The organism is Amycolatopsis sp. NPDC088138 (assembly GCF_044741685.1).
GTDB lineage: Bacteria > Actinomycetota > Actinomycetes > Mycobacteriales > Pseudonocardiaceae > Amycolatopsis.
On the sequence record NZ_JBIUTB010000002.1, the window covers coordinates 1,297,371 to 1,319,376 of the forward strand.

General features: G+C 67.1%; 21 protein-coding genes. 15 read left to right on the top strand and 6 right to left on the bottom strand.

From position 1 onward, the window contains the following. Nucleotides 1-6: 6 nt before the first annotated feature. A complete protein-coding gene (locus ACIOD2_RS13715; RefSeq protein ID WP_400537510.1) occupies nucleotides 7-414 on the bottom strand; it encodes a winged helix-turn-helix transcriptional regulator in 408 nt (135 codons plus the stop codon). 132 nt (nucleotides 415-546) lie between these two features. Between ACIOD2_RS13715 and ACIOD2_RS13720 the strand changes: the two genes are divergently transcribed. Next, nucleotides 547-1,500: an NADP-dependent oxidoreductase gene (locus tag ACIOD2_RS13720; protein WP_400538038.1), complete on the top strand. Its 954-nt coding sequence runs from the start codon at nucleotides 547-549 to the stop codon at nucleotides 1,498-1,500. 11 nt (nucleotides 1,501-1,511) lie between these two features. Here ACIOD2_RS13720 and ACIOD2_RS13725 read toward each other — a convergent pair whose 3' ends face one another. Beyond that, complete coding sequence (locus ACIOD2_RS13725) at nucleotides 1,512-2,525, bottom strand: NADP-dependent oxidoreductase (protein ID WP_400537512.1); 1,014 nt, start codon at nucleotides 2,523-2,525, stop codon at nucleotides 1,512-1,514. A 111-nt stretch (nucleotides 2,526-2,636) separates the two neighbouring features. On the opposite strand from ACIOD2_RS13725, the gene ACIOD2_RS13730 reads away from it, so the two are divergent. The 3 genes from ACIOD2_RS13730 to ACIOD2_RS13740 all read left to right on the top strand — a co-directional run bounded on the left by ACIOD2_RS13730 (nucleotide 2,637) and on the right by ACIOD2_RS13740 (nucleotide 4,262). Further along, on the top strand, nucleotides 2,637-3,206 hold the full coding sequence (locus ACIOD2_RS13730) for a TetR/AcrR family transcriptional regulator (protein WP_400537513.1): 570 nt from the start codon (nucleotides 2,637-2,639) through the stop codon (nucleotides 3,204-3,206). 85 nt (nucleotides 3,207-3,291) lie between these two features. Then, nucleotides 3,292-3,756 carry a hypothetical protein gene (locus ACIOD2_RS13735; RefSeq protein WP_400537515.1) on the top strand — a complete coding sequence of 155 codons (465 nt, stop codon included), beginning with the start codon at nucleotides 3,292-3,294 and terminating at the stop codon, nucleotides 3,754-3,756. Nucleotides 3,757-3,938: 182 nt separating this feature from the next. Further along, a complete protein-coding gene (locus ACIOD2_RS13740; RefSeq protein ID WP_400537517.1) occupies nucleotides 3,939-4,262 on the top strand; it encodes a DUF2637 domain-containing protein in 324 nt (107 codons plus the stop codon). 582 nt (nucleotides 4,263-4,844) lie between these two features. Here the strand turns inward: ACIOD2_RS13740 and ACIOD2_RS13745 are convergent. After that, complete coding sequence (locus tag ACIOD2_RS13745; protein WP_400537519.1) at nucleotides 4,845-8,234, bottom strand: S8 family serine peptidase; 3,390 nt, start codon at nucleotides 8,232-8,234, stop codon at nucleotides 4,845-4,847. Nucleotides 8,235-8,955: 721 nt separating this feature from the next. Between ACIOD2_RS13745 and ACIOD2_RS13750 the strand changes: the two genes are divergently transcribed. The 5 genes from ACIOD2_RS13750 to ACIOD2_RS13770 all read left to right on the top strand — a co-directional run bounded on the left by ACIOD2_RS13750 (nucleotide 8,956) and on the right by ACIOD2_RS13770 (nucleotide 11,546). Then, nucleotides 8,956-9,096: a hypothetical protein gene (locus ACIOD2_RS13750; RefSeq protein WP_400537521.1), complete on the top strand. Its 141-nt coding sequence runs from the start codon at nucleotides 8,956-8,958 to the stop codon at nucleotides 9,094-9,096. Nucleotides 9,097-9,116: 20 nt separating this feature from the next. Then, the gene (locus ACIOD2_RS13755; RefSeq protein ID WP_400537523.1) at nucleotides 9,117-9,581 is read left to right on the top strand and encodes a DUF1731 domain-containing protein; all 465 of its coding nucleotides are present in this window, start codon (nucleotides 9,117-9,119) and stop codon (nucleotides 9,579-9,581) included. Nucleotides 9,582-10,043: 462 nt separating this feature from the next. Further along, complete coding sequence (locus ACIOD2_RS13760; protein WP_400537525.1) at nucleotides 10,044-10,376, top strand: hypothetical protein; 333 nt, start codon at nucleotides 10,044-10,046, stop codon at nucleotides 10,374-10,376. Next, entirely contained in the window at nucleotides 10,313-10,705 is a 393-nt protein-coding gene (locus ACIOD2_RS13765) for a tyrosine-type recombinase/integrase (protein WP_400538040.1), read from the top strand. Before ACIOD2_RS13760 ends, ACIOD2_RS13765 begins: the two co-directional genes overlap by 64 nt. Before the next feature lie 184 nt (nucleotides 10,706-10,889). Continuing rightward, nucleotides 10,890-11,546 (top strand): hypothetical protein, encoded by a 657-nt coding sequence (locus tag ACIOD2_RS13770; protein ID WP_400538042.1) that lies wholly within the window; start codon nucleotides 10,890-10,892, stop codon nucleotides 11,544-11,546. A gap of 609 nt (nucleotides 11,547-12,155) precedes the next feature. Here the strand turns inward: ACIOD2_RS13770 and purB are convergent. Then, nucleotides 12,156-13,454 carry an adenylosuccinate lyase gene (purB, locus tag ACIOD2_RS13775; protein WP_400537527.1) on the bottom strand — a complete coding sequence of 433 codons (1,299 nt, stop codon included), beginning with the start codon at nucleotides 13,452-13,454 and terminating at the stop codon, nucleotides 12,156-12,158. Nucleotides 13,455-13,537: 83 nt separating this feature from the next. Between purB and ACIOD2_RS13780 the strand changes: the two genes are divergently transcribed. The 5 genes from ACIOD2_RS13780 (at nucleotide 13,538) to ACIOD2_RS13800 (ending at nucleotide 18,575) form a co-directional block, all read left to right on the top strand. Next, a complete protein-coding gene (locus tag ACIOD2_RS13780) occupies nucleotides 13,538-13,999 on the top strand; it encodes a MazG nucleotide pyrophosphohydrolase domain-containing protein (protein WP_400537529.1) in 462 nt (153 codons plus the stop codon). Between the two features lie 90 nt (nucleotides 14,000-14,089). Then, a complete protein-coding gene (locus tag ACIOD2_RS13785; RefSeq protein WP_400537531.1) occupies nucleotides 14,090-15,505 on the top strand; it encodes an ImmA/IrrE family metallo-endopeptidase in 1,416 nt (471 codons plus the stop codon). Next, complete coding sequence (locus ACIOD2_RS13790) at nucleotides 15,502-17,145, top strand: adenylosuccinate synthetase (protein ID WP_400537533.1); 1,644 nt, start codon at nucleotides 15,502-15,504, stop codon at nucleotides 17,143-17,145. Before ACIOD2_RS13785 ends, ACIOD2_RS13790 begins: the two co-directional genes overlap by 4 nt. Nucleotides 17,146-17,151: 6 nt before the next feature. Further along, nucleotides 17,152-17,826, top strand: a complete 675-nt coding sequence (locus ACIOD2_RS13795; protein WP_400537535.1) for a DUF7002 family protein — start codon at nucleotides 17,152-17,154, stop codon at nucleotides 17,824-17,826. Between the two features lie 353 nt (nucleotides 17,827-18,179). Further along, complete coding sequence (locus ACIOD2_RS13800) at nucleotides 18,180-18,575, top strand: Imm7 family immunity protein (protein ID WP_400537537.1); 396 nt, start codon at nucleotides 18,180-18,182, stop codon at nucleotides 18,573-18,575. Nucleotides 18,576-18,703: 128 nt separating this feature from the next. Here ACIOD2_RS13800 and ACIOD2_RS13805 read toward each other — a convergent pair whose 3' ends face one another. Beyond that, nucleotides 18,704-19,204 carry a TFIIB-type zinc ribbon-containing protein gene (locus tag ACIOD2_RS13805; protein WP_400537539.1) on the bottom strand — a complete coding sequence of 167 codons (501 nt, stop codon included), beginning with the start codon at nucleotides 19,202-19,204 and terminating at the stop codon, nucleotides 18,704-18,706. A 416-nt stretch (nucleotides 19,205-19,620) separates the two neighbouring features. Between ACIOD2_RS13805 and ACIOD2_RS13810 the strand changes: the two genes are divergently transcribed. Then, complete coding sequence (locus tag ACIOD2_RS13810; protein ID WP_400537541.1) at nucleotides 19,621-20,727, top strand: IS110 family transposase; 1,107 nt, start codon at nucleotides 19,621-19,623, stop codon at nucleotides 20,725-20,727. A gap of 445 nt (nucleotides 20,728-21,172) precedes the next feature. Here ACIOD2_RS13810 and ACIOD2_RS13815 read toward each other — a convergent pair. Beyond that, a partial coding sequence (locus ACIOD2_RS13815; protein ID WP_400537543.1) for a WD40 repeat domain-containing protein occupies nucleotides 21,173-22,006 on the bottom strand: 834 nt, incomplete at its 5' end.

The following is a 22,006-nucleotide window of genomic DNA, read 5'->3' on the forward strand; positions in this document are numbered from 1 at the left end:
GGCCGGTCAGCGAGCCGGCGTGGTCTCGCTCTCGCAGGACGCCGCCGGCGCCCCGGCGCGGGCGGCACCGTCGATGTTGTCCTCGACCCAGGTGCGCAGCATGCGCAGCGGCACGGCCGCGCTGTGCCCGAGCTCGGTGAGCGAGTACTCGACGTGCAGCGGCACCGCGGGGTAGACGGTGCGATCGACGAAGCCGAACTCCTCCAGGCGCCGCAAGGTCTGGGTCAGCACCTTCGGGCTGACTCCCTGCAGGTGCCGCTGCAGCTCGCCGAACCGCTGCGGACCGTCCTCGAGCGCGCCGATGGCCAGTGCGGACCACTTGTTCGCCAGCAGGTCCAGCATCGCCCGGCACGGGCACTGCGCGGCGTAGACGTCATGGTCGGAGTGCTGCCCGGTCAGGCACACGGTGGTCATGGCAAGCCTCTCACCTCGATACTTCCCGATGGGAAGTACTAGTCCTTGCGGGTAACTATATCCCTGGGGATACGTTCGCCGGGGTCCACGGAAGATCACATCCAAGGAGAGAAACCAGTGTCCGACACCTCGATGCGCGCCGTCGTCCAGCACACCCTCGGCGGTCCCGACGTGCTTTCGGTGCAGCGAGTGCCCCGCCCCGAACCGCTGCCGACCGAGGTCCGGGTGAAGGTGCACGCGGCCGGCATCAACCCGGTGGACTGGAAGACCCGGGCCGGGGACGGGATGGCGGGCGTGCTCGGCGAGCCGCCGTTCGTCCTGGGCTGGGACGTCTCCGGCGTCGTGGAGGAGGTCGGCTTCGGCGTCACGACCCTGCGAGAGGGCGACGAGGTCTACGGCATGCCGTGGTTCCCGCGGGCGGCCGGCGGCTACGCCGAGTACGTCACCGCGCCGGCCCGGCAGTTCGCCCGCAAGCCCTCGAGCGTCGGCCACGAGCAGGCCGCGGCGGTGCCGCTCGCCGCGCTCACCGCGTGGCAGGCGCTGGTGGACACCGCGCACCTCCAGTCAGGGCAGCGCGTGCTGATCCACGCCGCCGCCGGCGGGGTCGGGCACCTGGCGGTCCAGTTCGCCAAGCACCTCGGCGCCCACGTGCTCGGCACCGCCCGCACCGGCAGCCACGACTGGCTCACCAAGCTCGGCGCGGACGAGCTCATCGACTACACCGCCGTCCGGTTCGAGGACGCGGCGTCCGATGTGGACGTTGTGCTCGACCTGGTCGGCGACCTCCACGACCACACCAGCACGCGATCCCTGGACGTGCTGAGCCCCGGCGGCCTCCTGGTCGCCGTCCCGGCCGGTGTGTCGCCCGAACTGGCCGCCGCGGCCGAGGCGAAGGGCAAGCGGGTGACGCCGTTCCTGGTCGAGCCGGACGGCCCCGCGCTCACCACCATCGGCGCCCTCATCGACGCCGGCGAAGTCGTCGTGGAGGTCGAAGAGGTGTTCTCGCTGGAGGGGGTCGCCGAGGCGCATCGCCGCGGCGAGTCCAACCGCACCCGCGGCAAGCTCGTCCTGCGCGTCACGCCCTGACCGGCCAGGGGTCACGCGACCGTCAGCACGATCTTGCCCCGCAGGTGCCCGTCGGCGGCTCGCTTGTGCGCCGACTGGGCGTCCTCGAGGGAATAGGTGCTGTCGATCGCCACGCGGATGGTGCCGTCCTCGAGCAGCCGGGCGAGTTCGGCGAGCTGTGCGCCGTTCGAGCGGACCTGGGTCGCGGTGACCGTGACACCGAGCTTCGTGTTCTCTTCGTCGTCGAACTCGCCGAAGTACACCGGGTAGAGCGCCCCGCCGCGCTTGAGGGTGGGCAGGAAACGCCGGCTGTGGGGACCCCCGACGTTGTCCAGGACGAGATCGATGTCGCGGACGACGTCCTCGGGCCGGTCCTTGGTGTAGTCGATGACCTCGTCGGCGCCGAGCTCGCGCAGGAACGTCTCGTGGGCACCGGAGGCCACGGCGATGACGCGGGCGCCCTGCCACTTGGCCAGCTGCAGGGCGAGGTGCCCCACGCCGCCGGCCGCGCCGTTGACCAGCACCGTCTTCCCGCTGTCGAGGGGCATCGGGCGGTGCTCGGCCTGCTGGAACGGCGAGGGGTGGTCGTGTCCGAGCGCGATCAGGAACTGCCACGCGGTCAGTCCCGACATGGCCAGGGCGGCGGCGTGCACGTGGTCGACGGTGGCCGGTTTGCGGGCGAGGTCGGTGGCCGGCGCGGTGACGTACTCGGCGTAGGCGGCGCTTTGCAGGGCGGTGGGGAAGCGCAGCAGGCCGAACACCTCGTCGCCGACCGCGAAGGCGTCGACGCCGGAGCCGACGGCTTCCACGACGCCGGAGACGTCGGTCCCCGGGATCAGCGGCAGCTCCATCGGGGGCTTCAGCTCGGCGGGCACGTCGGGCATGCCTTCGCGCGCGTACCAGTCGGGCGGGTTCAGGCCGGCCGCGTGCACCCGGACGAGCACCTCGCCCGGACCCGCTTCGGGCACCGGAACCTCTTCGTACCGCAGCACTTCGGGGCCGCCGAACTCGTGCAGCCGGATCGCCTTCATGGTCCGTTCCACCACAGTGCTCTCCCAGGTCTCTCGCAGGGCTAAACTAAGTGAACCGGAGGTCCGTTTTTCCGGATCACTGATCCGAATATATGGTTCAGTGATCCGGTTAGTCAAGGAGGGCACATGAGGGCGGACGCCCAGGCCAACCACGACCGCCTGCTCGTCGTCGCCGGCGTCGTCCTCGCCGAACAGGGTGCCGACGCGTCGATGCGCGACATCGCCCGCCGGGCCGGAGTCGGGCTGGCGACGCTGCTGCGTCACTTCCCGACCCGGGAAGCGCTGCTGGAGGCGCTGCTTCGCACGAGCTTCGACGAGCTGACGGCGCGAGCCGACGAGGTCGGGACCGAAGGTTCGCCGCGGGACGCGCTGATGGTGTGGCTGCGCGAGTTCGTCACGTTCACGACGAACAACCACGGGGTGGTGACGTCGATGGTGAAAGCGATCGAGGAGCCCGAATCCGCGCTCCACGCTTCGTGCGTCGCCATGCGTGCGGCGGGGGCCCGGCTCCTCACCCGGGCCCAGGCCGCGGACGCCGCACGGTCCGACGTCGACGGCGCCGACCTGTTCGCCCTGGTATCGGCGCTCGCCTGGCTGGGGGACCAGCCCGGGCTCGAAGTGCGGGCCAAGCGGCTCTTCGAGGTGGTGATGGACGCGATCCTGACGGAGCGAGCGGGCTCTCATACCCCGGTATGAGGACCACGGCGGCTCCCTAGTACCGCGGTCCGAAATCACCGCTTTCAACCGGTGGGCGCGCGGGTGAGCGGCTTAGGTTCGGCTCATGGAAACACGAACGCTCAACGGAAATCCCCCGGGCACACTGGTTGCCGCGTTCTTCGGCTACCTGGTCTCCACCGTCTCGGCGCTCGTCGGCGCCGGGCTGCTGCTCGGTTATCGCGACGAGCTAGCCGACGCGTTGCGCACAGGCGTGAACAACGGCGGGGCGCACCTGACCGAAGACCAGATCCAGCACTCGGCGACCATCGCGCAGGCCGTCGGGATCGGTGTGCTCGTCGTGCTCGCCTTGCTGTACCTGCTTCTCAGCTTCAGGCTGAAGGCGGGCCGGAACTGGGCAAGGATCGTCCTGACGATCGTCACGCTGCTGCAGGTGGCTTCTCTCCTGGCCACCTCGGGAACAGCCGTCAACTACGTCAGCACGGCGATCTCGGTGCTCGCGCTGGTGCTCTCCTACCTGCCGCCGTCGAACGCCTATGTCGCGCAGGTGAAGCACAACCGGGCAGGCTGAGCGCCCCCGCCGGCCCCAAGTCGTCGACCTCGAAAGAAGCCCTCGGCGATGCCGTGCTTCAGGGATGCCGCCGAGGCAGGGGTATTCGTGGACGAGACTGCGGATGTCCTCCACCGGCCACGTCGGTCACCGCCCACTCGCGCGGCCGGACGGCAGCCCGCTGCACGTGGCCGGACATCAAGGTGATCCAGCACATGCTCCGGCATTCGTCGATCAACGTGACGATGGATCTCTGCACGAACGGCGTCTGCACCGGCCTGGTCGCCCTCGGCGCGGCATGCGCTTCGTACCGCCATGGGCGTGAGTTCGCGCTGCGCTCCGGCGCGGACGCGGTGACAGCGTCGATCTGGCCACTGTTGGTTGACGGCCTGCTGACGATCGCGACGGTCGAGCTGTGGAAGACACACCGCGACGGCAGTCGGCCGGATCGGTGGGTGGCGTGGCTGGCGTTCATGTTCGGTATCTGCCTGTCGTTGGTGGCGAACACGGCTCGGCGCCGGCGTTGAGCGTGTTGCGGGTGACGGTGGCGACGTGTCCCCCGTTGGTCTTGCTGCTGGCGGTCGAGTTGTGAACGGCGCGTTGAAACCTCGGTCTCGCGAGACCGCCGCTGCGGTTGCCGAGACGAGCAGTCAGGCTTCCGAGACGGGATCAGGCGACGAGACAGCGGAGCCGGTTGATTGTGTGACGGTCTCGTCGCTGGGCATGGCGAACGTTGACCGGACAGCTGAAGAGCGGATGTGGAAGTACTACGTCAGTGAGCGGACGTGTGGGCGTACGCCGACGGGGGCTGAGCTGAGCTTCAAATCCGCGATCGCCCCGATGCCGGACAGGGAAGCGATCAGGCCCACCAGGTCGGACACCGTCTACCCCGGTGGCTGGAAGCGGTGGGAGACTCCGCCGCGCTCGGCATCACGGGTGTCCTGGAGATCGACCGGGGTCGCGCCCAAGGGCGCGCTCGCAGGACTCCGCGGCCGGCGTGCCGCCCCATCCCTGTTCAACCTCACGACAAAGAATTCAAGACCTCGTCTTGGGGAGCGACGGGCCGCCTGCGCCAGGCAGGAGCGGGCGGCCCGTCGTGACCGCCTCGGTCAGCTGATCCGGTAGTGGTAGGGCAGCGTTGCGATTACCTCGCCGGTGCCCTCTTCCGGCAGGCCGGTCGAGCCGGTCGGCAGGGTCGGGACGGTCACCAGGTTGAGGTGGCCCGCGACGTCGGTGCCCCGGGCGCCGGACGGGGTGATCGTCACCTGGACGGTGGCGGTCCGGCCCGGCTGGATGATCACCGGCGTGCCGCCGGTGCCCGCGGGGTCGATCGCCTGGTCGTACGGGTCACCGGTGGACGAGGTCACGGCGTGGTCGAAGCCGGCGGTCACCACGGACGAGGTGTAGCTCGCGTGCCCGGCGGGTGCGCCGGACGGCCCGAACGGGCCGAGCTCCTGCACGTCGGCGAACCAGATGCCCTTGGTGACGTACCCCTTCTTCTCCCCGATCGTGGCGACCGAGACGGTGCTGCCGCCCTGGGCGCGTTTCAGGTCACCGAAAACGTCGATCCCCGCGGCCGAACCCTGCAGCTCGACCTGGGCCGGCACGGTCGACGACGTGGCGACCGTCAGCTTGCTCGTGTCCGGCGGCACTTCGTAGACCGGCGCGATCGAGCCGGGCTCGGGCAGGTCGACCTCGGTCTGGCCGCCGACCGGGACCGGCTGCAGCGTCTGCGCGGTGTTGGTGCGGGCGTCGACGCCGATCGCGATCGGCTCGACACCGGTGTTGTGCACGGTCACCGGCACCGTGACCGCCTTGCCCGCGGCCAGTTTGCCGCCGCTGGGCAGCGCGGGCGCGGACACCGAGGCGCGGTCGAAGGAGACCGTGCCGGTGAACGGCTGCTGCAGTTCCTTGCCCGTCACCGGGTTCTGCACCACCAGCACCAGGTGCCAGCGCCCGGGCAGTGGGTTCGCGTCGGTCAGCTGCAGCCCGGGGCCCTGCGACACGGTCGTCGGCGAAGCCAGGGAGATGTTGCTGTTGACGTCGCCCAGCTCACCGTTCGGGTCGACCAGGACGCCGTCGAGGACCGTGCCCGGATCGGACAGGTGCACGGCGACGTCGAGGTCCTTCTTGCCGCGGGGCACGTCGAACTCGTAGCTGAACGTCTGCGCGGGGGACACCGCGCGGGCGTTGCCGCCGGTGATGGTGCCGCCGAACGTCCCGGGTCCGTTCCCGGTCGGGATGAGCGAGCGCAGCACCGCCGACACGGACGTCTGGTGGCCGTCTGAGCTGCCGAAGGTCACCGAGTAGTCCGCGTCGCCGCCCGTGGCCGGGGTCTGCAGAGCGATCTTGACCGGCTTGGTCTGGCCCGGGGCCAGGTTCAGGATCTGCGGCGAGACCTGGCCGTAGGGCACCGCGCGCTGCGCGTCCGCGGCCAGCTGGATGTCACCGGTGTACCCGGACGCGCCCGCGACCGAGTACAGCACCGCCGTCCAGGTGCCCGCGGCCGGGTGCCGGACGTCGACGTTGGCGTAGTTCGCGGTCGCCGCGCCACCCTGCGGGCGGCTGTTCGCGACGAACGTGCCGTCCGGCGCGAGCAGCGTCAGCCGCACCACCGGGGTGACCGGGGCGCCGTTGACCGTCTTGGGGCTGCCCTGCCACGCCATCCTCGTCAGCAGCCGGTCGGTGGCGGGCGGGACGCTGAACTTCACCGTCTTCTGCGCCCATTGCGCGCCGTTGTAGTAGGTGAACGTCGGCAGCTTGGCCGCGTCGAACGGCACGGTCTGGGTCTGCGTCGACGACGTCGCGAAACCGCGCGTGCCGGTCGACACCGTGAGCGGCTTGGTGCCGATGTTCGACACCTTGACCGTCGCGGTCTGCGTGCTGCCGGGCGCTCCTTCGAGGGGCAGCTGGTCGGTCGAGAGCGCGATGTTCGACGACACGCCGGCCGGGGCGCCGGTGGTGCCGGGTGCGGTCGACGCCGCCTCGACGGCCGCGCGCGCATCCAGCAGGCCGGAGCCCTGCTCGTCGGCCGGCAGGCCGAGGTCGCGCGTGGTGCCGGTGATCAGCTGCTTGACCAGGGCCGGCGTCGGCGACGCGCCGTGGTGCGTGCCGCGGTAGGCCTGGATGACCAGGGCCGCGACGCCCGCGGTCAGCGGCGCCGATTCGCTGGTGCCACCGAAGGATTCCAGGTCCGCGCCCTGCGGCGGCGACTGGAACGTCTGGCACTCCGCGTAGGTCGGTTCGCAGTCGGCCCAGTTGCCCTCACCGGGTGCGACCAGGTCGATGGTGCGGCCGTTCTGCGTGATGCCCGAGGAGGACAGCGCGGAGATGTTGTCGCTGATCCACTTTCCGTTGGAGAACGGGAAAGCCGCGTACGTGGTCTGCGCGTACAGCCGGTTGTCCGTGGTCGCGCCGGCGGAGATGACCAGCGGGTCGGTGGCCGGGCTGCCGATGGTGGACGTCGTGCCCGCGTCGCCGCTGGAGGTGGTGACCGTGACGCCCGCGGCGACGGCCTCGTCGTTGAACACCTGGAACAGCTCGCGCGAGCTGGCGTCCGGGTACTGGTTGAGGCCGAGCGACTCGTTGATGACGTCGACGTGGTCGACCGTCACCGCGTAGTCGATGGCCTGCAGGATCGCCGAGTTCGTCGCGGTCGAGCCGAACACGTTGAGCCCGACCAGGCTCGCGCCCGGTGCGACGCCCTTGACCACGATGTTGCAGCCCGGCGGCAGCGGGTGCGCCTGGTTGACGAACTTCGAGAGGTCGTGCACCACGGTGCCCTGTGCGGCGATCGACGACGCGTCGCCGAACGCCTCGGCACCCGAGTCGGTGGTCGCCGGGCCGTCTCCGGAGAAGTCCTGGTAGTCCGAGAAGACCTTGGACCCGTCCGGCCGGATGAAGTCGGCGTAGTCCGGGTCCATGTTGTCGGCGAGGAAAGCGACCTTCACGCCGGAGCCGTCGGCGAGGTCGGACGCGCTCTTCGAGCCGTCGGTGCTGAAAGCGTGGATCGAGGTCAGCGCCTCCGGCTCCAGCAGCGGCTTCGCGGGGTCGGCCGGGCAGATCGCGCTGGGCGCCGTCGACGTCCGGGGCTGCACTTTCGGCGCCGCCCCGCTCGCCCCCGCCGCCGGCGTGCTCGGCGCGGGCAGCGTGACCTTGCTGTCTGGCAGCACGGACGCCACCGCGGGATCCTGCGCGAGCGCGGCCGCCTGTGCGGGGCTGACGGTCGCGGAGAAAGCGTTGCCGACGGCGAAGTGCTTGACGTTCGCCGGTGCCGGTCCGGTGAGCTTGCCCAGTACCGCGTTCTGCGCTCTGGTCGCCTGGTCGCGTCTGTTCCCCGACGCCGCCTTCGTCGGTGGTGCCGACGCGAGCTGGTCACCCAGCACCACGATCACCGCCTGCGACGTGGTGTCCGCGCCCGCCGGGGGAGCGGCCGCCGCCGCGCCAGCGGGCTGAGCCGAGCCGGCCAGCACCAGACCGCCGACGGCGGCCAGAATCACCGGACGGAATATCAACGACGAACGCCGCATATGCAGCTCCCTGGTCGTAGCGCCCAAATCAATCAGATCCGGCTAAATCGGACGCAATTCCGAGGTTCGATTCAGCCGCCTGGCGACTATTGCGGTTCCGCGTCCTGTCCACAAGCGACAATGGTCGGCAATTCCGCGCGAATCCGTACCGCAAAGGGTGTTACGTCCGCATTCGACCGGTAGCGGCGGCGAGTTGCTGTCAGGATTTGTCGGTCACGACCGCTCGAAGTGTGAACTGTTCACGACGGTCTCCGGCGTTCTCGAACGGGAGTATGCGGGGGAGGCAGCATGGTGCCGGGGAACCGGGCGTTACCGGTACCCGTCGGCGTGGGCAACGGGTCGAGCAGGCGTCGGTCGCGGTCAGCCGTCCGTGGCGCAGGTGCCTCCGAGTTCCTCGTCAAGGACATGGAAGTGGAGGAGATCCTCGCCGCGGTTCGGGTCGTCGCGGTCGGCGACGACATGATAACCCCGCCCTGGTCGGGCCGGGTCGGGTGGTGAATTGCGCGGAATACGGTGGGCTGTTCGAGGTGGATTGAATATCTTGCTTCCCCGCCGGAATGCGAGCAGTTCGGAAGCTCTCAGATTTCTGTGGGTTTGAGCGCCCGGGTCGCCGCTGGGATCACTGAGATCGTCAGGCTCCGCGTCCGCTGCGACCTGGGACAGCCCCGCCGAGGCGGCCGGGATCCGGGTGGTGCAGGTCCGCACGGGCCTGGCACTTAGCCCGCGCGGCGGCCTGCTGCGGCTGCAGTACCCGCTGTTCGCCGCTGGGCTGGGCGGGTCGCTCGGCGCGCGGGCCGCCGGTGGACGCCGTGGATCGGCCTCGGCGATCTGACCGACATCTACCTGCGTGCGTTGACCGACCGCGGCCTCGACGGGCCGGTCAACGCCGCGAGCCCCGCGCCGGTGTCCAACTTCGAGTACACCCGGGTTCTCGCCCGTATCCTGAAGCGCCCGGCTCTGCTGAAGGTGCCGCGCTTCGGATCGCGACTGCTGCTCGGCCGGGACGGTGTCCGCGAGCTGGCCTTCGCCGACCAGCGTGTGCAACCGGAACGCCTGCTCGCGGCCGGGCACGTCTTCCGGCAGGCAAGGCTCGCGACGCTTTGGCGCACTTGCTCGGAACGGCCGCCGACACCTCGACCGTGGGAGAACCGGTATGACCACCGGTCCGCCTCGGCGCCGGTCGCCTTGGCCGTCGTCGCCGTGGTCGGTGGCCTGGCCGCGTCGTCCTTGCGTGCGGTGTACGCCGGGCTCGAGCAGCCGCCCTGGGCGCCGCCGTCCTGTTGTTCGGTCCGGTGTGGACGGTGTCGTACCTCATAGTCGCCGTGTCCGGCTGGTGGCACTTGCGGCCGCATCTGGGCCGGGTCCGGCGTGATCGGCTGCGGGTGGGGCACTTGGACGCGATGTTCGAAGCGATCGTGGAGCGCAACGAGGTGATCGACGAGTATCGGGCCGGCGGTGATCCGCGCAAGATCGCGGCGGTGAAGTGGCAGCGTCCAGTGGGGCCGGCGTCGTTGCACCGGATCAGGGAGACGTTGCGGGCGATTCTGCGGCCGGCGGTGGATGAGGGGTTGCTGACTCACAACGTGGCGAAGTTGGTCAAGCTGCCTGCGGCGGAACGGCCGAAACCGAAGTTGTGGACGCCGGAGCGGGTGGCTCTGTGGCAGCGGACCGGCGACGTGCCGTACCCGGTGATGGTGTGGACGAAGGAGCAGACCGGGGGAGTTCTCGACTTCGCTGTCAACCCGCTCTACCCACCTGGATGCGGGTGCGATCGAGGTCATGAACCAGATCGTGCAGTACGGCTGGGAGACCGGCCAGAGCAAGCCCAAGACACCGTCGTCGGAGGGCATGGTCGCCATCGACCCGAACACGGTCCTGGTGTTGCGGGTGCAACTGGCCCGCCAAGACGAAGCCAAAGCACGACTGGGTGAGGATTGGATCGAGAACGACCTGGTGTTCACACGGCCGGACGGCAGCCCACTGCACCCGGCCGACGTGGCCGATGAGTTCGCTCGGCTGATCGCGCTCGCGGGTTGCCGCCGATCACGTTGCACGGTCTTCGGCACGGTGCGGCGACGCTGGCGTTGGAGGCGGGGGTGGACATCAAGGTGATCCAGCACATGCTCCGGCACTCGTCGATCAAGGTGACGATGGATCTCTACGCGAACGTCGGCAAGGAGGTGGCTGACGACGCGGCGAGGAAGCTGGCTGGGGTGATCCCGAGGAGGGCGTTGCACCCGGCGTGCGCTCTCGGGCTCCCCTCGGGCTCGCAGGAGACCACTGTGGACAGTGTGCAAGCGGACGAGAAGTTTCCGGAAATCACAAATCCCCAGGCCGAAGAGATCTTCGACCTGGGGAGTGAGGGTGCGCCATCAGGGACTCGAACCCCGAACCCGCTGGTTAAGAGAACGCGTTTTGGGGTGTCGGGTGGTGTCGAGTGATGTCGGACAAGACCTTTTCGGCTGGTCACCGGACATCACTTGTGTCGGACTATACCGCTTACTGTCGACGTGTGCGAGACCTCTCGGGCACTTCTCGGGCACGTGCGTGCCGGATTCTGCCGAACTGTTCGTGCAGGTCGATCCTGGTTCGTGGTGCGGACGGCGGGGCAGGGTGGTTGCTGTGTTGAGCCCGGGCGAGGGACGCGATCCGGTGCTGTCGGCGGTGACGCTGATCGTGGGGGTCATCGTGGCTCTAACCTTTCTGTTCGGTTTCGGGAACGTGCTCACGTTGGCTCTGCGGCTAGGAGTGCCGGCCTGGGTGGCACCGCTGGTTGCGCCTGCAGTGGATCTGTCGGTGGTCGGGCTGCTGCTCGCCATCCGGTCCCTGTCGATGCGAGGCGCTCCTGCAGAGGTGATTCGGCCGGCTCGGCGGCTGTTGCTGGCGTCAAGCGTGGCGACGTTGGCGTTGAACGTCGCGGAGCCCCTGATCGTCGGTGAGGCGGGGAAGGCGTTGTTCGATGCGGTGGGCCCGCTGTTGCTGATCGGCTGGGCGGAGGTAGGACCGGCCCTGCTGCAGGCGCTTGCCGCCGTATCAGCCACCGGGCGTCCGGCTGGCGTTGCCCAGACGGCCGACTCGGACAGCCTTTCGGCGGTCCAGCCAGATGGTGCGAACGTGGATGCTGAGTTGTTGGAGCGGGCTCGGCATGAGGATCGGCGGCATCGTGAGTTGTATCAGCGTCCGGTCTCCGCGGAGAGTCTCCGGAAGGCGCTGGGGGTGGGTGCGGACCGATCGCGCACCTTGGTGAAGCTGGTGCGTGCAGAGAGCAATATCTCAGCGTAGCAACACCGCTACTCGGAGTAGTCGCCTTTGGCTTACTGATGACGCTGTCCTGGCAGCGTCGAAGAACGCGGTGTCGACGGGATCGGCAAGGTGGGCGATCTGCCTGCCCCGGTGCAGGGTCTCGCCGGCCGCGAGCATCAGTTGGCTGAGCTGAATCGTCTACTGCCGGTCGATACTACGGTCTGTAGCACAGTCACCGTTATTGCCGGCACCGGTGGGGTAGGCAGGACGACCCTGGTCACGTACTGGGCGCATCGGTTCTCCGAGGGCACGTTGTTCGTGAATTTGTGGGTTACGGTCCGAGCGCGCCGTTGACTCCTGTGGTTGTGTGCTGGGTGCGCGCGGTGGCTAACGAGGTGGGCGACCCTCCGATAGGAGTGTCGGATACGAGGTCGTGGCCGCGTTGTTGCGCGGGGTTGTATTCAGTGCGATGGCGGCCTTTCTGGTTTGCCCGCCGTCCGGCTGGGATCCTGGCCACGTTCGTGCTGGCCTGTCCGACCTGGTTTTGGTACGCCGCCGTCATCTTGCTGGCCCGTCGGGGGGAACTGGTTGACAGCCTCGCCGCACACCCGCGTTGACGCGGCGACGAGTTCGCCTCGCGTCCCGGATTTACTCCAATGTCTCCAGTAAGTGTTCTAGGCGCTCGAAAACGGGGGCTAGTCGTTCCGGGCGCCGGACGATGTGCCAGTCGGCGTCGAGGGTGACGGCCGTCGCCGACAAGGCCGCCTCGATGCGTGCGACGAACTCGGGAGTGGACGGAGCGTCCGCCAAGGCTTCGATCACTTTGGCATGAGCGGGTTCCCTGCGAACCCCCGCGGCCATGAGTGCCACGACCGCGCTTTCCGACAGCGCGGACGGGTAGGCGGCATCCAGGGTGTCGGACATGTGTTCCGCTTTGACGACGAGTTCTTCGGCCAGCGTAGTCGACGACAGCATGATGTGTTCCACCACGGCCGCCGCGTCCGGCAGGCAGATCCGTTCCACCGAGCTGTGTGAGATGTCGCGTTCGTGCCAGAGCGGGATGCCTTCCATGACAGGCACGATGAAGGAGCGGGCAATCCTTGCCAGGCCACAGATCTTCTCGGCGGTGATGGGATTTTTCTTGTGAGGCATGGCCGAAGAGCCGGTTTGCCCGCTGGTGAAGCCTTCCGCCAGCTCGTCGACTTCTGTGCGTTGGCTGTGCCTGACTTCGAGGGCGATGCTTTCACATACGGATGCCATCAAGGCGAGCGCGCAGACCCACTCGGCTATCCGGTCGCGCATGACGACCTGGGTCCCGACTTCGGCGGGCTCGAGCCCGAGAAGGTGCGCCGCGCGCTGTTCGACTTCCGGGGATACGTGGGCGTAGCTGCCGGTTGGTCCGGAGATCTTGGCTTTGGCGACTTCCGCGCGGGCTCGGAGCAGCCGGGTCCGGGCCCGATCGGCGGCGAGCGCGAAATCTGCGACACGATGGCCCCACGTGTCCGGGGTGGCGTGCATTCCGTGCGTCCGTCCGATCCGGCCGGTGTCGCGATGCTTGATGGCGTGCTGGGACAACGCAATCACCAAGCCGGTCGCGCGCTCGACGAGCAGGTCGGATGCCGCCGTGAGCTGGAGCGCGAGGCCGGTGTCCACGATGTCCGAGCTGGTCAGGCCACGGTGGACCCAGCATGCTGCTTCGTCGGGCATCGTGTTCGTCCAGACATCGAGAAACGCGACGACGTCATGTTTCGTCCTCGCTTCGGCGGCGCCGATTTCGGGCAGGGCCGGGATGGGTGCGTTACGCGCCGTCGCCGCAGCGGACTCCGGAGCTTCCCCAAGGGCGACGCGCGCGTCGAGCACCGCGAGCTCGACGGCTCGCCACCCGGCAAACGCCGCTTGCGGCTCCCAGACAGACCGCATCCGGGAACTCGTGTACCGGTCAAGCACTCCGACCTCCTGCCCGGGAACAGTGAAACTCGGCGGCGTGGCCACTCGGAGTTTGGGTCGAGTGGTGTGGCAAGGTGTGCCGCATGACTCGGCCGACCGAGGGTGCGTCCCCCGAAACGCAGCATAGTTTCGCGTTCACTGCAGTGACGGAGTTCCATCGAGTGTTCCGGCTTCCGATGACCGCGAAGCCGACCATGGACGTGGGGGATGAGCTGGCCAAACTCAGGGTCGACCTGCTCGTCGAAGAGGTGGGCGAGTTCGCCGACGCCACCAAGCGTCAGGACCTGATCGCCCTCGCGGATGCGCTTGGGGACATCGTCTATGTCGCCTACGGTGCGGCGTTGACCTACGGCATCGACCTGGACGCGGTGCTCGCCGAGATCCACCGGTCGAACATGAGCAAGCTGGACGAGCACGGTCAGCCCATCTTCAGGCCGGACGGCAAGGTGCTGAAGTCCTCGTCGTACAGTCCACCCGACGTGGCGAGCGTCCTCGACCGGCAGGGTGTGCTGCCCAACGTGCTCTCGTCACAGGCGCGCGGGTAGCCAAGCCCGGCCCCGAAGTTCACCCGATATGGTGAGTTGCCGTCGGAACGAGGGATTGGCCGCCGGCGGCGGCCTAGCTATAGTCGGCGGATGCCTCCGACGGATGCGGGCACCGCGTGGACCAACCCTTCGGTGCTGCTCCTAGCCCAGGGAGCGGACCCGATCGAGGCGGCGGGGGAGCTCGCGAAGCAGATCACGGTGGCTGCTGTGGCCGAGGGGCTCGACGGACCTCCGTTCGATCCGTTCGCTCTGGCCGAGTTGCTCGGGCTTTCGCTTCGAGCTCGCGCGGATGTCTCGGACGCGCGAATCCGTGCTGACACGGTCGGCGTACGGTCAACTCCGCGGAGCCCATTGAGCGGGTTCGTCAACTCGCCTGCTTCGCTCGTCGTCGAGTACAACCCGACCCGTCCTCGTGGACGACTTCGCTACAGCGTGGCGCACGAGATCGCGCACGGTCTGTTCCCCGACGTCGCCGACATGGTCAGGCATCGTACCGGCACGGGCGCGCTTCCGGGCTATGCGGTGGACGACGCCTGGCAGCTCGAGCTGCTGTGCAATTTGATCGCCGCGGAGCTGCTGATGCCGGAGGAAGCGGTGTCGGGGCTGATCGACGTGGACCCCGACATCGACTTCATCATGGAGCAGCGGCGCCGGTTCGACGTGTCGACCGAAGCTCTCCTGCGCAGGCTCACGGCGGTGTCCGAGCGACCGTTGGGGCTGATCGCGGCGTCCCGGATCCAGGATCGGCCGGAGTCCGAGCTGACGGTCGAGTACGTCGTTCCCTCGGCCCACTTCGATCCGGAGATCCGGCAGCGGGCCCGCGTCGTCGCGACCGGCGCGTTGGGCGAATGTGTCGCAGTCGGTCAGACCAGCCGTGGTATCGAAACCATCGGCGGCCGGCGTCTCCGGGTCCAGGCGGTGGGAACGCCGCCGTATCCGGGACGGGCGCTGCCTCGGGTATTGGCCTTGGTGGAACCGGAGATGGCCGTGCCATCGGAACGACGGTTCGAGCACCGTTCGGGTGACGTCAGCGAACTCGACAAGGGCGCCGCCCCGGTGCTCATCGCGCATGTCGTCACCGACTCGACGAGAATGTGGGGACGCCGAGGCGTCGCAGCGTCGCTGACGAGGCGCTTCCCAGACGCGGCTCGCGCCTTCAGAGCCTGGTCGATCGCGGACCCGGACAACCTGACGTTGGGCAACGTCCACTTTGCCGCGCTGCAGTCGGGGGAGCGGGACGTCTTCTTGGCCAGCATCGTCGCTCAACGAGGATACGGCCCGGGAGTTTCGACGCGGCTCGACTACGGAGCTCTGCGAAAGGGACTCCGCGTCGTAGCCGAGTACGGCGCGAAGAAGGGTGTGACCGTTCACCTCCCTCGCATCGGTGCGGGGCAGGCCGGTGGGCGGTGGGACGAAATCGCCAGCGCCATCGAGGAAACCCTGGTTGCGGCAGAAGTCCCTGTGGTCGTCTACACGATGCCCTCGCGCCTGGGGCGTGGCGCATGACCGGCGCCGTACCGAGCAAGCTCGTGGTCATCAGCGGCCCAGTCGGGGCGGGGAAATCGACTTTGGCAGCACGGATCTCCGGGCTGCGCGAGGCCGAGCACATCCGGACCCATGACCTCATGGAGGAACAAGCGATCGCCTACGGCGACGGTCTGGCGCTCGAACGGCGCGCACTCCAGGAGTATGGAGAACAGCTCGACCACCGGACCGAAGGGGGCTGGGTCGCGGAAGGCGTTGCGCGGAAGCTCGCCGAAGGCGCGCACCCTCCGCTCGTGATCGTCGACGCGGTTCGCGAGCACCGGCAGGTCGAGCGGCTACGTGAAGCATTCGGGCCGCGCGTCACGCACGTGCACCTGACAGCGCCGCGGAGTGTCCTTTCGAAACGCTACGAGGAGCGGGGAGACGGCAGCGGCCTGGTCGAACTGGGTTCGTACGACGAGGTCGCCAGCAACGCGACCGAGGCGGCCGTGTCGAACCTGGAGGTCGACGCCGATCTCGTGATCGACACCGAACGGAACTCCGAAGAGGACGTCGCAACTCGCGTCGCCGCCGGACTCGGTCTCTACGCCTCGCGTGACGACCGTCTGGTCGACGTGCTGATCGGTGCCCAATACGGCAGTGAAGGCAAGGGAAACATCGCTTTCTACCTCGCCCCGGAGTACGACGTCCTGGTGCGCGTCGGCGGGCCCAACGCTGGACACAAGGTCCCGCTTCCCACGCCTTACACCCATCGTCTGCTGCCATCCGGAACCCAGAACAACACGGACGCGGTAATCGTCATCGGCCCTGGCGCCACACTGGATGTCGGCCTGCTGCTGAACGAGATCGCCGAATGCTCCGTCGAAGTCGGCCGGCTCTTCATCGATCCGCAAGCGATGGTGATCGAGCAGGCTGACCTGGAAACCGAGAGGGCATTGGTCGCGGGCATCGGGTCGACGGGAAAGGGCGGTGGATCGGCAGCAGCGCGGCGCATCCTCGGACGGCATCCTCAAGGCGTGTCGACGCCGGTGCGGCTGGCGAAAGCCATGCCGGAACTCCGGCCCTACCTGAAACCGAGCTTCGAAGTCCTCGACCGGGCATTCTCTCGTGGACAGAAGGTGTTGCTCGAAGGTACTCAGGGGACCGCGTTGAGTGTCTTCCACGGTGCGTACCCGCATGTGACGAGCAGGGACACCACGACCGCAGGAACCTTGGCCGAGGCCGGCATCGGATCCCACCGTCTCCGCCGGACCGTGATAGTTGCGCGAACCTACCCGATCCGCGTGATGAATCCGGACGGTGCCTCGTCGGGGCCGATGTCCCAAGAGGTCGGCTGGGAGGAAATCTCCGAGCGATCCGGGGTTCCCCTGGACGAGTTGCTGAAACAGGAAAAGGGCTCGGTGAGTCACAACCAGCGACGCGTCGCGGAATTCGACTGGAGCCTCCTGCGCCGCGCGGCCGAGCTGAACGGAGCTACCGATGTCGCGCTGACGTTCACCGACTACCTCGATGTGCAGAACCGGCAGGCCAGGCGATACGAGCAGCTGACGTCCTCGACGATCGAATTCGTGGAAGAGGTCGAGCGAGTGGCGGGCGTGCCAGTGTCGCTGCTGGGAACCCGGTTCGACGTGCGCAGCGTGATCGATCGACGGCGATGGTGACTGCAGGTGCTTGCCGAAGAACTCATAGCGCGATACCCGACCGTGTATCACATGGCCGAAAACGGCACGTGGCCCGCAATTCGCGAGCGGGGCCTATTGAGCACGAAGGCGCTGGTCGATCTTTACGAACCAGATGAGGAGACCGCGAACGCGATCCTCAACCAGGTTCGCAGGAAGAGCGTGACGATCGAGAGCTCGCGGTACGGAACTGCCGTGATCCGCGACCAGCTGCCACTCAAATTCCTGGAGAAATGCCTGCTTCCCGGAACGACGCCGCAGCAGTTTCTCGACGCGCTCAACGGCAGGGTCTTCTTCTGGCTAAAGATCGAAAGACTACAGAAACTGCTCAACGCCAAACAGTATCGCAAGAAGCAGCAGACCGTCCTCCATGTCGACACAGCCGAGTTGGTCGCTCGCTACAGTGACAAGATCCAACTGGCTCCGTACAACACGGGCAGCATGCACGTGCCAACCTCTCCGCCACGTGGTGCTGATGTATTTGTCGATCTAATAGACTATCCCTATGACGCATGGGCGCAGAAGCGTCGCCATAGTAGTGTCGACCCTGTTGTAGAGTTGACGGTGCCGTACGCTGTGCCCGACATCGGAGAGGTCACGTTTCGGGTTGAACGCTGGAAAGATGGTGCGCCAGTTGAGACTTTGTACCAGAAGGACGCGTAAACTAGAAATCGGCAGAAGACTGACGACATAGAGCGTATCTCACGTGGTGACTGTTCGCTCGTGAGCGATGATCGTGGAGCTGGCCCGCGGCAGCCCCGCACGGTCACTCTCGCCGTCGACCAGTACCTTCGCGCAGTGCTCTGGGCAGCAGCGGTGCGCTGCCGGGTTCGCCCTCGACGCCTCATGCTTGACATAATCACTGTTATCGGCGGTCTTTGTGTCACACGATGATGGGTCTCGGGTTCCCTGAGCAGGGGTGTCTCACAGATAGCCTGGCGTGCTACCAGCGGCATGTGCGGACGTTGGACCGCTGATAGGCCAGCGTGATCTCACGTCCTCATAGACTTCTTGTCATGTTCGAGTACCACGGGTGGATAGCGCTCCGCTCTACCGCTGAAGCGCTTGAGGACGAACCGCCCCTTCGTCTCAGTGAGATCCAGGCTCTGGTCGACGAGCTGGCTGGTTACGCGTTGATGGATCTTCAGCCGATGAACGGCACGTACTACATCCACCTCGGCGGGAACCCGAATCACCGCGGGCAGCATGGCGAAGCCGTGATCGACTTGTTCGCCAAGGTCGGACAGCTCGCCCCCGGGGCATACGGGCTGTTGTACGTCCATGACGACGAACACCCGGAGCACATGCTGAGCTTCCGTGTCTTCCGGCTTGTTCGAGGTGCGGTCACCGAACACGCCGAGCACCTTCTGTCACCGGTGATCCCCACGTTGGAAGACAAGAGTGTGAGCTGACCACGACGACAAAGTCCGCTCGTCGACATGACAGGCAGTCGGCTGCCAAGCGCCCTCTCGTTACCCGGTGTCGACGCCGAGACCAGATGGGTGATCGCCACCTGCGCGCGGCCGGGCGGCCGCGATTGTCACTGCGAGAGGGACGCTCGCAGCCGGCCGATGACTCGCAGGATCTCGGTGCGGTGCTTGGCCGACTTCATCCATCCCGGAAGCCGGGCCAACATGGTCATCCCGGGACGTTCGCCGCGTTCGCGGAGCCGGGCACCGACGTATCCCTCCAAGATGTCCAGGTGGCGTTCGTTGAACGCCCATAGAGTCTGGTTCCCGCAGCAATCCGCTTGCAGCCACAGCGGTTGACGGAAGTACGGATCAATCGGACTGCCCCAGCACGAGATTGTGTGCTTGGCCTCGCCAGGCCAGTCCTTGACGTGGCCACAAGCGCGGCACGCCAGCCGGCGAGGCCACCTGATCGAGTAGGGGCTACGCGGTTGCCCATCAAGCCACGGTGTCACCTCAGCGCGGTCCTGGCATGCCGGACATACCACGTGAACCGCGATCTCCGCCAGCGCATACAGCGATACGCCGGGATCGGCAAATCGCGTTAGCGCCGTCGACGGGTTGGCGTTCATACCGCAATTGTGCCCACTGGCTCCGTCTCGGCGCACGCCATTTTCCGTACGTATCTGGCAACACGCGCGACGGCGGGCTCAGTTAACCACCTTCGGGAAGCGCTGCGTCAGCACGCACGGCACTGCGGACGCTGGACTGCCGAGCGAACGGGAGACAGCTGCGGGACGCACGCGGGCTCGTCCGCTCTTCGGCTACTTAAGACTGGGCGCCAGGACCGGGTCCGGCCAGACTCCGGTCCAGGTGCTCGGCGAGTGCTCGCTCACAGCGGCTGCCCGCCGGTGTCATTGGCGTGGCTCTCTCATGGCATGCGTCTCGCCGAGCACCGCGTGAGGAGTGGCTGGAAAGGGGTCTGCCCGGGCTCGAAGTAGCGGTGCCCTCCTTGCTGACATCGTCCCGTCGAGGCGAGGAGAACTGCATGCCCGTGATTATCGGAATGGATCCGCATAAACGGTCGGCGACGGTCGAGGTGATCACTGAACTCGGTGAGGTGGTCACGGTCGGGAAATTCGGTACTGACCAGTCCGGCTATGCGGACATGCTGTCGTTCGGACGTCGGTTCCCTGAGCGGACCTGGGCGGTCGAGGGCTGCAACGGCGTCGGCCGGCATATCGCCCACCGGCTGGTCCACGACGGCGAGACCGTGCTGGATGTGCCGGCGAAACTGTCCGCGCAGGTGCGGGTGTTCGCCACCGGCAACGGCCGCAAGACCGACCCCGTGGACGCGCACTCCGTCGCCCTGGCCGCGTTGCGTGCCCCGAACTTAGCCCGAGTCCAGGTCGACCCTGAACTGGTCGTGATGACCATGCTCGTCGACCGTCGTGACGAACTCGGTCGCGCCAGGACCCAGACCGTCAACCGTCTCCACCGCCTGCTGCTGGAGCTGTTTCCCCGCGGTGCGAAGAAGTTCCTGTCCGCGACGCAAGCACGCGCCCTCGTGGCGACGATCAGACCACGCGACATCGTAGGGAAGACCCGACGCCGGCTGGCTGTCGAGCTCATCGCGGAACTCGAGGCCATCGACAAGAAGACCAAGGCCGCGGACAAAGATCTCCGCGAGCTGGTGATCGCCCGCGGCAGTACGCTGCTCGACCTGCACGGCATCGGACCTTCCGGTGCCGCGCGGCTGCTGGCCGACGTCGGCGACATCCACCGGTTCGGCAACCGGGATCGATTCGCGTCCTGGAACGGCACCGCGCCGTTGGATGCATCGTCCGGTGAGCAGCAACGGCATCGTTTGTCTCGTGCCGGTAATCGCCGGATCAACCGGACGCTGCACATCATGGGCGTTGTCCAGCTCCGTAATCCGACCGCTGGCCGTGTCTATTTCGACGGCAAGAAGGCAGCGGGCAAGACTTCGATGGAAGCGATGCGGGCCCTCAAACGACGCCTGTCCAACGTCGTCTACGCCTGCATGCTCGCCGATCAGAAACGATGTGAGGCGGCAGGCCCGGCAGGGCACTCGGGGACGACTCTGCAATCCAGCGTGACCGGCCCTGACCCCGGACACCGGTCCTTCGGATAAGCCACAACCCGAACCTGCCACCCGCCAGCCTACCCCCGCCAGAGCAACCCCTTGACATAAAGGGGAGCCATGAGCGGACGACGCAGGTATGGCTCAGAACGGAGATCGTAAACGAGCCAGCACGCCGTCCGTCAGTCCACAAAACAGTTGTGGCGGCTCCGATGTCGATGTTGCTCTGACCGGCTGCCGACATGGTGAGTTTCGCCTACGGCCCGAGAGGCGTGTACTCCTCGCGCTGAGGGTGCCGGCAGACCTCTCCCGCCAGGCCTGCCCTGGTCAGCAGCAGGTCGATGTCGGTTTGACGTAATCACTGTCATCGGTAGCACCTGTTCGATCAATGACAGGTGTGTGGATCTCGGCATACCGAAGAAGGGCCCTAGCGTCCTGGAAAAGGGTACTACTTGCGAAGTGGAGAGTGGCTAAAAGGTGATGAATTCAGGCTAAGTTAGATTTTGTCGCTGAACAACGTCCGTCCGATGTCGGGTGACAAGGCGACTACAAGGATGCCCGTGTCGAGGCCGACGGCGATACCGTTGGCGATCGTTACGATCGCGTTTGCGCTGGCGTAGCCGGGGATTCGGAACAACTCGGTGCCAATGGCGGGATCCCACAATCGCACAGTCCGATCATTACTGGCTGAGGCGAGCAGATCGCGGCCGCCGATCCGAACCGCACATACTCCATGCACTATGTTGCTGTGGCCCGTGAGTTGGCGGACCTCCTCGCCTGTGGCTGGATCCCATAGCCGCACCGTGTGATCGTCGCTGGCGGAGGCAAGAAGGTCGTGGCCGTCCACATGCACTGGGCAGAGGTCGCGCACCCAGTGGGTGTGGCCTGTGAGTTGGCGGACCTCCTTGCCGGTGGCAGGATTCCACAATCGCACCGTGTGATCGTCACCTGCGGAGGCAAGCAAGTCACGGTCGTTCACTTGCACCGCGCACACGGCGCGTACCCAATCGGTGTGTCCAGTACGACGTCGATACCAACGCCTAGCGAGCTTACGGGCTGCATCGCCATTGCCTGGGTTCCATAGCTGCACTGTGCGATCGGCGCTGGCGGAGGCGAGCAGTTCGCGGTCATCGACTCGCACTGCACACACTGCAACTACGCCGTTGGTGTGGCCGGTGAGCTCGCGGATTTCCTCGCCTGTGGCCGGGTCCCATAGCCGCACAGTCTGGTCGTTGCTGGCGGAGGCGAGCAGTTCGCGGTCATCGACTCGCACTGCACACACTGCAACTACGCCGTTGGTGTGGCCGGTGAGCTCGCGGATTTCCTCGCC